Origin of the sequence: Diaphorobacter aerolatus (assembly GCF_014489535.1) — a bacterium.
In the GTDB taxonomy this organism is placed as follows: domain Bacteria; phylum Pseudomonadota; class Gammaproteobacteria; order Burkholderiales; family Burkholderiaceae_C; genus Diaphorobacter_A; species Diaphorobacter_A aerolatus.
The window spans coordinates 3,708,827-3,722,197 of record NZ_CP060783.1; the positions used below are offsets into that span (position 1 = coordinate 3,708,827).

Annotated in this window: 12 protein-coding genes and 2 pseudogenes; 10 read left to right on the forward strand and 4 right to left on the reverse strand. The window is 62.9% G+C overall.

Annotation, left to right across the window (positions count from 1 at the left end; genetic code table 11):
• Nucleotides 1–3: 3 nt before the first annotated feature.
• From H9K75_RS17250 to H9K75_RS17285, 9 genes are all read left to right on the forward strand, one after another.
• Nucleotides 4–930, forward strand: coding sequence for a hydroxymethylglutaryl-CoA lyase (locus tag H9K75_RS17250; RefSeq protein ID WP_187723551.1), 927 nt, complete (start codon nt 4–6; stop codon nt 928–930).
• A 40-nt stretch (nt 931–970) separates the two neighbouring features.
• Complete coding sequence (locus H9K75_RS24120) at nt 971–1,228, forward strand: hypothetical protein (RefSeq protein ID WP_226858285.1); 258 nt, start codon at nt 971–973, stop codon at nt 1,226–1,228.
• Nucleotides 1,192–1,965: a tripartite tricarboxylate transporter substrate-binding protein gene (locus tag H9K75_RS17255; protein WP_264293836.1), complete on the forward strand. Its 774-nt coding sequence runs from the start codon at nt 1,192–1,194 to the stop codon at nt 1,963–1,965. Before H9K75_RS24120 ends, H9K75_RS17255 begins: the two co-directional genes overlap by 37 nt.
• A gap of 42 nt (nt 1,966–2,007) precedes the next feature.
• Nucleotides 2,008–2,988 (forward strand): Bug family tripartite tricarboxylate transporter substrate binding protein, encoded by a 981-nt coding sequence (locus H9K75_RS17260; protein WP_187723552.1) that lies wholly within the window; start codon nt 2,008–2,010, stop codon nt 2,986–2,988.
• Between the two features lie 19 nt (nt 2,989–3,007).
• A complete protein-coding gene (locus H9K75_RS17265) occupies nt 3,008–4,201 on the forward strand; it encodes an alpha/beta hydrolase family protein (RefSeq protein WP_187723553.1) in 1,194 nt (397 codons plus the stop codon).
• A gap of 22 nt (nt 4,202–4,223) precedes the next feature.
• Complete coding sequence (locus H9K75_RS17270) at nt 4,224–5,210, forward strand: Bug family tripartite tricarboxylate transporter substrate binding protein (protein WP_187723554.1); 987 nt, start codon at nt 4,224–4,226, stop codon at nt 5,208–5,210.
• Nucleotides 5,211–5,330: 120 nt separating this feature from the next.
• On the forward strand, nt 5,331–5,831 hold the full coding sequence (locus tag H9K75_RS17275) for an outer membrane protein assembly factor BamE (RefSeq protein WP_226858287.1): 501 nt from the start codon (nt 5,331–5,333) through the stop codon (nt 5,829–5,831).
• A gap of 154 nt (nt 5,832–5,985) precedes the next feature.
• A complete protein-coding gene (locus H9K75_RS17280; RefSeq protein ID WP_187723555.1) occupies nt 5,986–6,477 on the forward strand; it encodes a helix-turn-helix transcriptional regulator in 492 nt (163 codons plus the stop codon).
• Nucleotides 6,474–7,736, forward strand: coding sequence for a type II toxin-antitoxin system HipA family toxin (locus tag H9K75_RS17285; RefSeq protein WP_187723556.1), 1,263 nt, complete (start codon nt 6,474–6,476; stop codon nt 7,734–7,736). The genes H9K75_RS17280 and H9K75_RS17285 overlap by 4 nt, the downstream gene beginning before the upstream one ends.
• 16 nt (nt 7,737–7,752) lie before the next feature.
• Here H9K75_RS17285 and H9K75_RS17290 read toward each other — a convergent pair whose 3' ends face one another.
• The 4 genes and pseudogenes from H9K75_RS17290 to H9K75_RS17305 all read right to left on the reverse strand — a co-directional run bounded on the left by H9K75_RS17290 (nt 7,753) and on the right by H9K75_RS17305 (nt 12,098).
• Complete coding sequence (locus H9K75_RS17290; protein WP_187726179.1) at nt 7,753–8,028, reverse strand: hypothetical protein; 276 nt, start codon at nt 8,026–8,028, stop codon at nt 7,753–7,755.
• Nucleotides 8,029–8,120: 92 nt separating this feature from the next.
• Nucleotides 8,121–10,189 (reverse strand): annotated as a pseudogene (gene metG, locus H9K75_RS17295) (methionine--tRNA ligase).
• A gap of 72 nt (nt 10,190–10,261) precedes the next feature.
• A pseudogene (locus H9K75_RS17300) lies at nt 10,262–11,498 on the reverse strand (patatin-like phospholipase family protein).
• A 42-nt stretch (nt 11,499–11,540) separates the two neighbouring features.
• The gene (locus H9K75_RS17305) at nt 11,541–12,098 is read right to left on the reverse strand and encodes a restriction endonuclease (protein ID WP_319016838.1); all 558 of its coding nucleotides are present in this window, start codon (nt 12,096–12,098) and stop codon (nt 11,541–11,543) included.
• Between the two features lie 126 nt (nt 12,099–12,224).
• Here H9K75_RS17305 and apbC point away from each other — a divergent pair, with 126 nt between their 5' ends.
• The gene (gene apbC / locus H9K75_RS17310; RefSeq protein ID WP_187723557.1) at nt 12,225–13,316 is read left to right on the forward strand and encodes an iron-sulfur cluster carrier protein ApbC; all 1,092 of its coding nucleotides are present in this window, start codon (nt 12,225–12,227) and stop codon (nt 13,314–13,316) included.
• Nucleotides 13,317–13,371 lie beyond the last annotated feature (55 nt).

Consider the following 13,371-nt stretch of genomic DNA (forward strand, 5'->3'; position numbering starts at 1 on the left):
GTCATGGAGCAGATATTCATCACCGACGTGGCACCGCGCGACGGCTTGCAGAACCAGCAGATCGAGGTGTCTACCGAGGCCAAGCTGGAACTGATCGCAAGGCTTGTGTCGGCCGGAGTCAACAGCGTCGAGACGACGAGTTTTGTCTCGCCCAAGGCCGTGCCGCAGATGGCGGATGCGGGCGAGCTGGTGCCGCAGGTGAATGCGCGCTGGCCGCAACTGCGCAGCTCGGTGCTGGTGCCCAACCTCAAGGGTCTGGAACGCGCACACGCATCCGGTGCCAAAGAGATCGCCGTCGTGCTTTCGGCCACCGAAACCATGAACCGCAAGAACATCAACATGGGGCTGGCCGAGGCGCTAGAAGTCAGCGAAAAAACGCTGGCCGCCGCGCACGCGCTGGGCCTGAAGACGCGCGCCTACGTGGCCGTGGCATTTGAATGTCCGTTCGAGGGCGAGACCTCGCTCGATGAAGTGCTGCGCCTTGCCGCGCGCATGCATGCGGCGGGCGCGGGCGAAATCGTGATCGCCGACACCATCGGCGCCGCCGCTCCGGCGCAGGTGAAGGAACGCATGACGGTCATTCGTGATGCCGTCCCGCTGTCGCAACTCGCCATCCATCTGCACGACACGCGCGGCATGGGCGTGGCGAACGCTTGGTCGGCGCTTGAGGTCGGCGTGCGCCGCTTCGATGCCAGCGCGGGCGGCATTGGCGGCTGTCCGTTTGCGCCGGGCGCGGCGGGCAACCTCGCCACCGAAGACCTGGTGTTGATGGCGCGGCAAAGCGGTTTCGAGACCGGCATATCGCTCAACGGCCTGCTGGACGCGGTGGCGTTCGCCGAAGCGCAGTTGCAGCGGCCATTGGGTGGGCGCAGCGGTGCCTGGCTGCGCCGCACGCGCGCCCAGCGCGAGACGACGGCAGCGAGCGCCTGAACCCGTTGCGCCGCAAAAAAATCGAGAAGGAGACAACGCCATGCACACCCCAAGCCCACATCCGGCCCTGAATCGCCGCACCTTGCTCAGCGCGTTCACCTGCCTGTCGGCAAGCGCCGTCATGCCTGCGTTCGCTCAGGGCGATGCCGCACAATTTCCCGGCAAGCTCGTGACGCTGGTCGTTCCGTATTCGGCGGGCGGCGGCACCGACATCATCGGCCGTATGCTCGCGCAGAAGCTCGGCGAGCTGTGGGGCAGTCAGTGGTCGTCGAAAACCGCACAGGCGCGAACGGCGTGATCGGCACGCAGCACGTGGCCAAGGCCGCGCCTGACGGACTCACCTTGCTGCTCGTCGTCGGGTCGCATGTGATCAATCCGGTGCTCATGAAAAGCCTGCCCTACGACACGATGAAGGCCTTCACGCCGATTACCAACATTGCCACCTCGCCCATGGTGCTGGTGGCGGCCGCCGACGGGCCTTACAAGACGCTCAAGGACTTTGTGACCGACGCGCGCAAGCAGGATACGGCGGTCGGCTATTCGGAAGGGCAGACACGCCTGACCGGAGAGTTGATCCGGCAGGCCGGGAATCTGAAGATCACCGGTGTGGCCTACAAGGGCGGCGCGCCGATCATGGTCGACGTGATGGGCGGACATCTGCCTGCGGGCGTGACTAGCGTGCTCACGGCGTTGCCGCATGTGAAATCAGGCAAGCTGCGCGTCATCGGCGTGGCCGCACCCAAACGCATGGCGATCTTTCCCGACGCGATGACCTTCCAGGAGGCTGGTCTGACCGGCGTGGAATCGTTCAATTGGTATGGCATGTTTGGCCCGGCCGGCGTTCCCGACGCCATCGTCGCGAAGATCAATCAGGGACTGCACAAGGTGGCCGAAGACCCGGCGGTGGTCAAGCAGATGCAGGATCAGGGCGCAAACATCGTGCTCTCGCCGCCCGCGGAGTTCCGCCAGTTTCTGGAAAACGAGGCGAAGAAATGGAGCGCCGTTGCACAGCGCGGGGGAATCAAGCCCGAGTAGTGCAGCACGGCTTTCAATGAAAAAAACTCAGGAGACAAGCACATGAAGATTTCGCGCGTGAACATTGCGCTGCTTTCGCTGGGCCTCGGCCTTGCAGGCGCGGCACACGCCCAGGAGGCCGCATGGCCGACCAAGCCGGTGCTGCTGATCATGCCCTACACCGCAGGCGGCCCGGCCGACGCCATCCTGCGCGCCATCGCACCCGATCTGCAAAAGCGCTGGGGGCAGCCACTGGTCATCGACTACAAGCCTGGCGCGAACGAAGTGCTGGGCGCAATGGAGGTGGCCAAGGCCAAGCCGGATGGCTACACGCTGCTGATCGCCACCGATGCGACCTATGCGCTGAACCCGCTGCTCAAGACCAAGCTGGCCTTCAATCCCGAGAAGGACTTCGCTCCTGTATCGCTCATGATGCGCGCGCCGCTGCTGTTGGTGACCAGTCCGCAATACCCGGCGAACACCGTCAAGGAACTGGTCGAATACGCACGCAAGCATCCCGAGAAATCGAGCTATGCGTCCACCGGCATCGGCGGCTCCAACCATCTGGCGATGTCCTGGTTCAACAAACAAAACGGCATCCAGAGCGTGCATGCGCCGTACAACAACCTGAGCCTGTCCTTGCAGGATGTGGCGGCTGGCCGCGTCGATATGTCGCTGGTCGTCACGGGCGGCGCGCGCGCATTTCTCGAAAAGAAAAACGTCAAGCCGCTCGCGGTCAGCGGCAGCCACCGCCAGCCCCTGATTCCCGACGTGCCGACGTTTGCCGAGGCGGGCTTCAAGGACTACGAGGCATCGGTCTACTTCGGTCTTGCGGCTCCGGCGGGCACGCCGCTGGCGATCCGTCAGCGCATTGCGGCGGACATCGGCGCGCTGATCAGCGCGCCGGAGTTTCAGAAAAAATATTTGTCCATCTACGGCTTTGACGCGGTGGGCAGCACGCCGGAGGCGTTTGCCGCGTTTCTCCAGAGCGACAAGGCAGCGACGATCAAGCGCATCGAGGCCGCTGGCGTGCAACCCGAATGACAGCAGAAGGATTTAGTTCATGAACAGCAACAACACCAACGCAACAACCGGCCATGAAGTGGATGCACAGTGGGTGCATCTGCAGTATTCCGAGGCCGCGCAATTCAAGACGGTATATGGGTTCTCGGGCCAGCAGGGCGTGGTTCATCTTGAGGGCATCCGGTACGTGCCGCGCGGGGTTTCCTGCGACACCTTGCTGGTCTATATGCACCCGGCGAGCACGTTGCAATTGCTGCCCATGCCCACCGCGATGGCACGGGCCGGCGTGCACGTGCTGTGCGCCGGCAGCCGTTATGCGCGCAACGACACCGCGCTCATCATGGAGCACGTGGTGCGCGATCTTGGCGAGTACATGCGCCACGCGCGCGAGGTCTGGGGTTATCGCAAGGTGGTGCTCGCGGGCTGGTCGGGCGGTGGTTCGCTGTCGCTGTACTACCAGTCGCAGGCCGAGTCGCCGAGCGTCACGCACACGCCTGCGGGAGATGCCTACGATCTCACGAAGGCCGGACTGCTGCCTGCGGACGCCTTCGTGCTGCAAGCCGCGCATGTCTCGCGCGCGGTGGTGCTCCAGGACTGGATCGACCCGAGCGTGCTCGACGAGGACAATCCCGACGTGCGTGATGACAGCCTCGATCTCTACCACCCCGACATCAAGCCGCCCTACAGCGCCGAGTTCATGGCGCGGTTTCGCCAGGCCCAACAGGATCGTGTGCAGCGCCGCACGGCATGGGTGAAGGGCATGCTCGAAGAACTCAAGCGCCGCAATGGTCGCGAGGTCGAACGCGGATTCGTCACGCATCGCACGATGGCCGATCCACGATTCCTCGACGCCGCACTCGATCCCAACGACCGGCCCATCGGCGTGTGCTACATGGGCCACCCCGAGACGGCGAACAGCGGGCCCATCGGTCTCGCGCGGTTTTCGACGCTGCGCGCCTGGCTCTCGCAATGGTCTCCGCAGGACACGAACGCGCTGGGTGACCGCTGCGCGCAACAGATCACCGTGCCGTTCCTGGCCCTCGAGCACAGCGCCGACGACGCCGTGCCGCAGCAACATACGCGCATGGTGTTCGAGAAGGCGCGCAGCACCGACAAGGAAATGCAGGTGATCAAGGGCGCGACGCATTACTTCGTCGGCCAGCCCGAGCTGCTGCAGAGCACGGTCGAATTGACGTTGCGCTGGTTGAAGGAGCGCGGCTTTTGCAACCCATGATTGCTAAGGAACGGAGATCGCCATGCAGTTCAGGAAAAGACACCTCGTAGCAAGCGCCGCGCTGCTGGCGTCGGCAGCATTGCTGCCGCTCTCGTCCGCTTGGGCCGACACCTACCCGAGCAAACCGATTCGCCTGATCGTCCCGTTCGCGCCCGGCGGCGTGACCGACACCGGCGCGCGCGTGGTGGCCGAAAAGCTCGGCGAGCGACTCGGTCAGCAGGTGGTGGTGGACAACAAACCGGGTGCCTCGGGCAACATCGGCACGCAGCAGGCCGCGACGGCCGCACCCGATGGATACACGCTCGTGGTCGGTTTTGACGGCACCATGGTGATCAATCCGCATGTCTACAAGAAAGTCCCGTTCGATACGCTCAAGGATTTCGCGCCGGTCAGCAAGATTGGCGATGCGGCGTTGATCATCGTGACGCATCCATCCGTCCCTGCGAAGGATCTGCCCTCGCTCATCGCCTATTCGAAGAGCACGCCCGCCGGTGTCTCCTATGGCAGCGCGGGGACTGGCAGCACGCCGCATCTCGCGGGTGAGCTGCTGAAGGCGAAGACCGGCGCGAACTTCGTGCACGTGCCCTACAAGGGCGGCGGCCAGGCCATGGCCGACGTCGTCGGCGGCACGCTGCCCATGCTCTACACCGCCGTGGCGGGCGCCTATCCGTTCGTGAAGCGCGGACAGATCAACGCGATTGCGATTTCGTCTGCGAAGCGACTGCCGTCGCTGCCTGATGTGCCCACGGTGGCAGAGTCGGGCGTGCCGGGATTTGTGGTCAATTCGTGGATCGGAATCCTCGCGCCCGCGAAGACGCCGCAGGCCATCGTCGACCGGTTGCAGAAGGAACTGAACCACGTGGTGCATCTCCCCGAGATCAAGGAGCGGCTCGCCTCGCTCGGTATCGAGTCGTCGGGCAACACACCGGCCGAGTTCCGCGCCGAGATCGAGGCCGACCTCAAGAAGTATGCCGATGTGGTGAAGACTGCAAACATTCGTATGGAATAGTGCTATTGCCAACCGGATCCGCCTGCAACGCGTTAGAGTGCCGTCCTCATGAGCATCTGCAATGGATCAGAATGATGGCAATGCGTCGGAACTCAACGGATTCAACGGGAAGGACACTTCATGGGAATGATGCGCATGGCGCGTGCGGGTTTGGTGGCGGCTCTTGCGGTGGTGACCATGCTGGTCGGCTGTGACGATCAGCGCATCAAGGAGCTGGAGGAAGGCGTCTCCACCGAGATGGACGTGCGCGCCAAATTCGGCGAGCCGGAGTATGTCTGGCAGGAACCCGACGGTTCACGCACGTTTGAATACAACCGCCAGCCCATGGGGGCTCGCAACTACATGATCACCATCGGCACGGACGGCAAGATGAGCGCCCTGCGCCAGGTGCTCGCGCCGCACAATTTCGAGAAAATCCAGCCCGGCATGTCGCAGGTGCAGGTACGCCGCATCCTCGGCATGCCCGCCAAGGCCGTGCCCTACGAACTCAAGCAAACCGTCGAGTGGGACTGGAACTGGATCGATCCGCCGACACGGCAGATGCATTTCACGGTCGTGTTCGGGCCCGATCATCTGGTCAAGAACAGCTACAGCGCGGAGAAGTTGCACGACGGGCCGTGACAAAATGGCCTGTGCACTAGCGGTTTATTCATCAATGAATTAATTCAGCGATTGTTCGGAAATCTATGAATAATCGTTGCCGCTGATCGAATTGCAGCCGTGCTGTATTTATTTATAGATTTTCAAAAATACCATTTTTTGCTACGATCTATGAATGCCTCGTCAAAACACAAGCCCTTCCGACTACCCGCTTGCTGTCTTGCAGCAGATTGAGCGGCTTGCACAGAACATCGTCATTGCCCGCAAGCGACGGGGCGAGACGCAGGGTCAGTGGGCCAGGCGTCTCGGAGTTTCGCAACCCACGATGGCCCGCATCGAACGCGGAGATCCTTCGGTCGCGATGGCTTCCTATGTGATGTGTATGTGGCTCATCAATCAGGCCGAAGGGCTGGCGGATCTGGTTGCGCCTGAAAAGGATCATGCCGCGCTGGAACGCGAGGTGCAAAAGGTGGCTGGATCCGCCGTTCGTAGCGGCGTGTCACGCAAGCCTTGGCCCGTCGTTCGAGAATCCCGGCAGCCATCGCGCGTGTCCGAGCCGCAGCCAAGGCCACCGGCCGGAAGTGGCAACGCGGCGGCGGTGGCGGCGGGTCTGGCAGCTCTGGTGAATTCCGATGCCAAGCCGCATGCCGGAGATTCCGAAAAATGAGCGGCACCCGCGTAGACCCGCGCAGCTACGTGCCGCAGGATCGGCTCTACCTCTGGGCGCTGATCAATCCGGCGCAACCGATGCTGGCTGGCGAGCTGGGGCTCTCACCACTCATTCCCGACTGCGCGACTTTTCGCTACGACGCAAAGTGGTGGCACTTTCCATTGAGCGAAGACCTACCGCTCTTGAGTGACCATGAATTCAGCGCAGGCGAGAAGGCCAGCGCACCCGGTGCCATCGATGACGCGCGCCCGGACCGTTGGGGCGAACGCATCATCCGCCATATCGACCGGCCCGCTCGGCTGTCGATTCTGGAAATGCTGCTGTTTGCGGGCGATGATCGCTTTGGTGCGCTGGGCGTTTCCATCTCGGCACAAAAATACATCCCGCGCCATCTCGGGCCTTATCCGCGATTGCGCGATTTGTCGCAATTGAATGCCGCCATCGAGGACATTCAGGCCCACGCTCCACTATCCGACGCCCTGCAACGGCTGGTGCAGCCCGGCGTCACCCTTGGGGGCGCGCGGCCCAAGGCCCTGTTGCAGACCGATGACGGCCCTTGCGTAGTCAAGTTCAGCGAGTTGGACGATGCGGTGGACACGCCGCTTGCTGAACATGCCACGATGACGCTGGCGGCGCTTGCAGGCATCGAGGTTGCCAGCACCAAGGCCTTGCCGATTCCGCAGCGCCGCCTGCGCAGCAAGCGCCACGCACTAACGATCAAGCGCTTTGATCGCATGGGCGATTTGCGTCTGCATTGCGTGTCTGCGCGAACCTTGCTGCGCGCCGCGCGACTCGAAGAAAGCTATCCAGCGCTAGCCACAGTATTGCTGCGCATCGCCCATCCGGACCGCCAGCAGTCAATGCGCGAGGAGCTGTTTCGACGCATGGTCTTCAACATCCTGATGGACAACACCGACGATCATGAACGCAATCACAGCGTCCGACTGGGCTTCGACGGTTACTATGAACTCACTCCTGCCTATGACGTGCTGCCGTCGCTGCAGAACCTGGGCTACCAGGCGATGATTGTCGGGACAGCCGGTGCGGAGTCGAGCATCGACAACGCGCTCACTCAAATCAATGAGTTCGGCATCAAGCAGGCACGTGCCTTGGAACTGATACGACGGGTCGCGCAAACCGTCGATCATTGGGAAGCGCATTTTGTGCGCGAGGGGGTGAGCCCTGCGGACATGGAATTGCTGCGTGCCAGCATCGACAGGGACGCGCTCAAGCGGCAGCGCAGGGAATTCTGCTGAACAGGAATACCGCGCTTCATTGAGCCGAATTCGAGGAGGCTCCAGTAGGTGTGACAGCCCTGGACGGCTCCACGGACGAAGGCGTGGCCGGGGGCGCGTTGTGCGGCTCGCGATAGCGGATCGTGATCCCGCTGCCGTCGTCCTTCTCATCGTCGCCGAGCATCGCGTCAGCCGCCTTGCCCACGCCCTTGCCGACGATCTTTACCGTGCCGATGGCGGCATCTGCGGCAAGGCCCACGACCGAAGTGGTCACGCCGATCACCGTGCAGCCGGACAGCGTGCACGCGGTCAACGTTACGCCGAGCCATGAAAAAGCCCCTCGCTTTTGGGGATCGAGGGGCCTTTGATTTTTCATGCCGTTAGCTGGGCGCCACCAGTGCTCGATCAATGGATGCGCATGCCCGGCGTGGCACCGGGAAAAGGTTCGAGCACATAAATGCCGGGGTGGGCCTTTTCATCCGCGTGGCTTGCGGCGAGCACCATGCCTTCGCTCACGCCGAACTTCATCTTGCGCGGCGCAAGATTGGCCACCACCACGGTGAGCTTGCCTTGTAGTTGCTCGGGTTTGTACATGCTGCTAATGCCGCTGAACACGTTGCGCATGCGGCCTTCGCCCACGTCGAGCGTGAGCTGCAAAAGCTTGGTCGAGCCTTCCACCGGCTTGCACTCCACGATCTGCGCAATGCGCAGGTCGATCTTCGCGAAGTCGTCGATGGTGATGGTCGGCGCGATTTCCTCGCCGCCGGGCAGCACGGCCTCAACGACGGGAGCGGGCGGCGCTTCGAACAGCGCGTCGAGCTGCTTGACGTCAACGCGCTGCATCAGATGCTTGTACTCACCGATCTGGTGATCCCTGCCGAGCGGCTTGCGGATGTCGTCAAAGAATTCGGGCGGCACGATCAGGAAGTTGGCGACCTCCGCAGCCACCTGCGGCAGGATCGGCTTCAGGTAGATCGTGAGAATGCGGAAGGCCTCGATGCAGGTGGTGCACACGTCCTGCAACCGTGCCTGCATGTCCTCCTTCTTCGCCAGTTCCCACGGCTTGTTGGCATCCACGTAAGCGTTCACGCGGTCGCACAGCAGCATCACTTCGCGCACGGCGCGCGAGGTGTCGCGGTTTTCATAGGCCGCGATGATGGCCGGCTTTTGCTCGCGCAACTGGGCGATCAGCGCCTGGCCGTCAGCGCCCATCTCGCCGAGCTTGCCGTCAAAGCGCTTGACGAGGAAGCCCGCCGCGCGCGAGGCGATGTTCACGTACTTGCCGATCAGATCGGCATTCACGCGCGCCATGAAGTCTTCCGGGTTGAAGTCGATGTCCTCGTTCTTGCCGTTGAGCTTGGCGCCCAGGTAGTAGCGCAGCCATTCGGGATTCATGCCGAGGCTCAGGTATTTGAGGGGATCAAGGCCGGTACCGCGGCTCTTGCTCATCTTCTCGCCGTTGTTCACCGTCATGAAGCCGTGCACGCAGATCTTGGTCGGCGTCTTGCGGCCGCTGAACTTGAGCATCGCGGGCCAGAACAGCGTGTGGAACGTGATGATGTCCTTGCCGATGAAGTGGTACTGCTCGAGCGCCGGATCGGCCATGTAGGCGTCGTAGTCTTCACCACGCTTGTTCAACAGTTCCTTGAGCGATGCGAGGTAGCCGACCGGTGCATCCAGCCAGACATAAAAATACTTGCCCGGCGCATCCGGAATCTCGATGCCGAAGTAGGGCGCATCGCGGCTGATGTCCCAGTCGTCGAGGCCCTCGCTGGTCGAGCCGTCGGGGTTGGTGCGAACGCCGAACCATTCCTTGATCTTGTTGGCCACCTCGGGCTGAACATGCTGGCTGTCCTGCGTCCATTCGGTGAGAAAGGCCACGGCGCGCGGATCGGAGAGCTTGAAGAAAAAATGCTCCGACGACTTCAGCACCGGCTTGGCCCCGAGAGCGCGGAATACGGCTGGATCAGATCGGTGGGCGCGTACACGGCACCGCAGACTTCGCAGTTGTCGCCATACTGGTCCTTGGCATGGCAGCGCGGGCATTCACCCTTGATAAAGCGGTCGGGCAGGAACATGTTCTTCTCGGGATCGAAGAACTGCTCGATGGTGCGCGTCTCGATGAAACCGGCCTTCTTCAGATCGAGATAGATCTGTTTGGAAAGCTCGTGGTTCTCGGCGCTGTCGGTGTTGCTCCAGTTGTCGAAGGCAATGTGAAAGCCGTCGAGATACTGCTTGCGGCCCGCGGCGATGTCGGCCACGAACTGCTGCGGCGTCTTGCCCGCCTTCTCGGCGGCGATCATGATCGGCGCGCCATGCGCGTCGTCGGCACCGACAAAGTGAACCTCGTTGCCCTGCATACGCTGCGCACGCACCCACGTGTCGGCCTGGATGTATTCCATGATGTGGCCGATATGAAAGTTGCCGTTGGCATACGGCAGTGCGGTGGTGGCGAAAATCTTGCGTGCAGTCATCGGTTCGGGCTTTCGGTGAGCCCGCGAAATGCGGGTTCGGACGGAACCGGACATTGTAATTGGTGAAGACTTTCAGCGCGCCTGCCACGGCGACGCCCAGCCGAAGAACGCGCAGATGTCGTCGCGCCTGGCGATGGCATCGGCGCGCCCGAGCGCCATCAGTTCCTGCGTGAAACCGGTCTCGAACAGCAGATAGCTCGCAAGCGCCGCGCCCCCACGGCGGGCGAGGTCTTCTGGCCTTCGCCGGGCATCTTCACACCCACCGCGCCGAGCAGGGTGCGGATGGTGATCGGCAGATCGATGATGTGCCGCGCGGCAATTTCATCGATGCGCTGGCTGGGCGAGAGCACCAGCAGATTCAGTGGCCGAAGCGGGCTGCGCGCGCGGGCTTCGGCGGGGATCAGGGACAGCGTCTGGTTGATGCGTTCGGCGCGTTCGATGTCGACCGAGAGCGCATCCAGAAAGATGCTCGACAGCGCATGTCCGCCAATCTGTGCGAGCGAGGGGTAGGGCGGCTCGGCACCGTGAGGCAATTGCGCCTCGGGCTCCCGCATGCGACCTGCGCCGACGATCAGCACGCGATCAGCGCCGAGATGGATGGCCGGCGCAATCGGCGCGGTCTGTCGCATCGAGCCGTCGCCCAGATAGTGGGCCTGGCCGCTGAATGACACCGAGCGCGCTGGAAAGATGAACGGAATGGCCGATGACGCGAGCAGATGGCTGTGCGTGATGTCGGCGCGGACCGCCTTGCGCTGCGAGCGAATCCACGGCGCGCGCTCGTCGCGCGACTGGTAGAAGGTGATGTGTTCTCCCGTGGTGTAGCTCGAAGCCGTCACGGCCAGCGCGCTCAGGTGGCCGTCGTGAATCAACTGGGGCAATCGGTCGAGTTGCACCAGTTCCTTGAGCAATCCCGCGAGCGGCTCGTTGTTGAGCAGCGCGTGCGGCCTGACCTTGCGCCAGCGCGCAACCGTCCATCCGAGCGACAGCAGGGTCAGCCAGTGCGCGCCGCTGCGCATCACGCTCAGCGAGTCGGCGCGGTAAACCTGTTCGGCCCGGAAATTCCGCCAGACACCGGCCAGCTTGCGCACCGTGTCGTCGAAATGGTCGGCACCGCAGGCCAGCGCGGCGGCGTTGATCGCGCCTGCCGAGGTGCCGCACATGATCTGGAACGGGTTGCGCTCGTGCCTTTGATCGCAGGCGGCACGCAGATCGGCAATCGCCTCCATGACGCCCGCCTGATACGCCGCGCGGGCACCACCGCCGAGAGAACCAAACCTGTGATCGGGGCGGGGCCGGGCGGTGCTTGCATGGCGGTGGACGGAGGATGATCAGCGGGTGCGGGACCTGGATTTCAGCAGCATGGCGGCAAGCGCGTCACCTTCGAGCAGCAGCAGGCCGTGCTCCTTGGCATGGCCCGCGCGCTGTCGGAGACGCTGCCCTGCAGCACCACGTACACACCATGATCGGCCTTGAGTCGCTGCACGGCATCGCTGAGTTCCTTGAGCGACTCCAGGCCATGATTGGCGGCCTTCCAGCGGCGCGCGCTCACGAGCGTGAGCGTGCCATTTTTTTCGAGTTGCAGATCGACCGCAGCAGTCTGGCCCGCCACGCGCTGCACGGACTGGCCTTCATTTTTCCAGGCGTTTTCGAGTGCGGCGCAAAAGTCCTTCCACGACATTGCGGCGGCCTCGGCGCGGATGGCTTCGACCTTGGCACCGCTCGGGGCCTTGAACTGGCGCCATGCAGCCATGCAGCCGATGACGAAGATCGGCGCAGCGCCCAGCGCCGCAAACGGCGCGATGTCCCTGGGCAGCCATGCCAGGCACGCCGTGACGATGGCGGCGGAGATTGCAAAACTGATCCACCACGGCGAACGCAACAGGATTGCGAACAGGGAGTTCTCGGCCATCTTCAACTTCAAGGGACACCTGGCTTCATGAAAGGGATGAAAAAAGGGAAATTCGGGGAATGCCACGCGCCGGCGCATGGAACTCAGCTTCGATAGACTACCCGACTCCTGAGGAGTAATTAAAGTATGGCCATTACAGAACAGGGTCTCATGGAGGCCCTCGCCCACGTTCGCGACCCCTACACTGGCAAGGATTATGTGAGCACGCGCGCGCTGCGCAACGTCACCATCAGCGGCGGCGATGTCGCGTTCGACGTGGAAATCGGCTATCCGGCCAAGAGCCTCGTGCCTCAGTTGCGCCAGGAACTGGTGTCTGCGGCCAAAAAGCTTGCGGGCGTCGAGAACGTGTCGGTCAACATCGCGAGCAAGATCATTGCGCACTCGGTACAACGCGGCGTGCAGTTGCTGCCGGGGGTGAAGAACATCATCGCCGTGGCCTCCGGCAAGGGCGGCGTGGGCAAGAGCACCACCGCCGTGAATCTGGCACTGGCGCTGGCCGCCGAGGGTGCGAATGTTGGCCTGCTCGATGCGGACATCTACGGGCCGAGCCAGCCGCTCATGACCAACACCAGCGGCAAGCCCGAGAGCCTTGATGGCAAGCTCATGGAGCCCAAGCGCAGCATGGGCCTGCAGATCAACTCCATCGGCTTTCTGGTGGACGACGAACAGGCCATGATCTGGCGCGGCCCGATGGCCAGTCAGGCGCTGGAGCAGCTCATCATGCAGACGCGCTGGCAGGATCTGGACTATCTCGTTGTCGACATGCCGCCCGGCACGGGCGACATCCAGCTCACCATGTCGCAGAAGGTGCCGCTCACCGGCGCGGTGATCGTGACCACGCCGCAGGACATTGCGCTGCTGGATGCCAAGAAGGGCATCAACATGTTCCAGAAGGTCAACGTGCCGATTCTGGGGCTGGTCGAAAACATGGCGGTGCACATCTGCAGCAACTGTGGTCACGCCGAACACATCTTCGGCAATGAGGGCGGCAAGCGCATGGCGCAGGAATACGGCATGGAGTACCTCGGCGCGCTGCCACTCGCGATGTCGATCCGCGAGCAGGCTGACAGCGGCAAGCCAAGCGTCGTGGCGGAGCCGGATGGCGACATCGCCGCGATCTACAAATCGATTGCCCGCTCGGTCGCGGTGAAGATCGCGCAGCAGGCCAAGGATTTTTCGGCCCGGTTTCCGACCATCACGGTGAGCAAGAACACCTGAGCGGCGGTGCCGCCGGATGGAAAAATAAGAATGGCACGGCGGATAAAAAGAGGCG

Coding starts and splice junctions, on each gene's coding strand:
- H9K75_RS17305 (WP_319016838.1), bottom strand. CDS start 12,098: ATGGCCGAGAACTCCCTGTTCGCAATCCTGTTGCGTTCGCCGTGGTGG.
- H9K75_RS24120 (WP_226858285.1), top strand. CDS start 971: ATGCACACCCCAAGCCCACATCCGGCCCTGAATCGCCGCACCTTGCTC.
- H9K75_RS17265 (WP_187723553.1), top strand. CDS start 3,008: ATGAACAGCAACAACACCAACGCAACAACCGGCCATGAAGTGGATGCA.
- apbC (WP_187723557.1), top strand. CDS start 12,225: ATGGCCATTACAGAACAGGGTCTCATGGAGGCCCTCGCCCACGTTCGC.
- H9K75_RS17280 (WP_187723555.1), top strand. CDS start 5,986: ATGCCTCGTCAAAACACAAGCCCTTCCGACTACCCGCTTGCTGTCTTG.
- H9K75_RS17270 (WP_187723554.1), top strand. CDS start 4,224: ATGCAGTTCAGGAAAAGACACCTCGTAGCAAGCGCCGCGCTGCTGGCG.
- H9K75_RS17275 (WP_226858287.1), top strand. CDS start 5,331: ATGGGAATGATGCGCATGGCGCGTGCGGGTTTGGTGGCGGCTCTTGCG.
- H9K75_RS17250 (WP_187723551.1), top strand. CDS start 4: ATGGAGCAGATATTCATCACCGACGTGGCACCGCGCGACGGCTTGCAG.
- H9K75_RS17260 (WP_187723552.1), top strand. CDS start 2,008: ATGAAGATTTCGCGCGTGAACATTGCGCTGCTTTCGCTGGGCCTCGGC.
- H9K75_RS17285 (WP_187723556.1), top strand. CDS start 6,474: ATGAGCGGCACCCGCGTAGACCCGCGCAGCTACGTGCCGCAGGATCGG.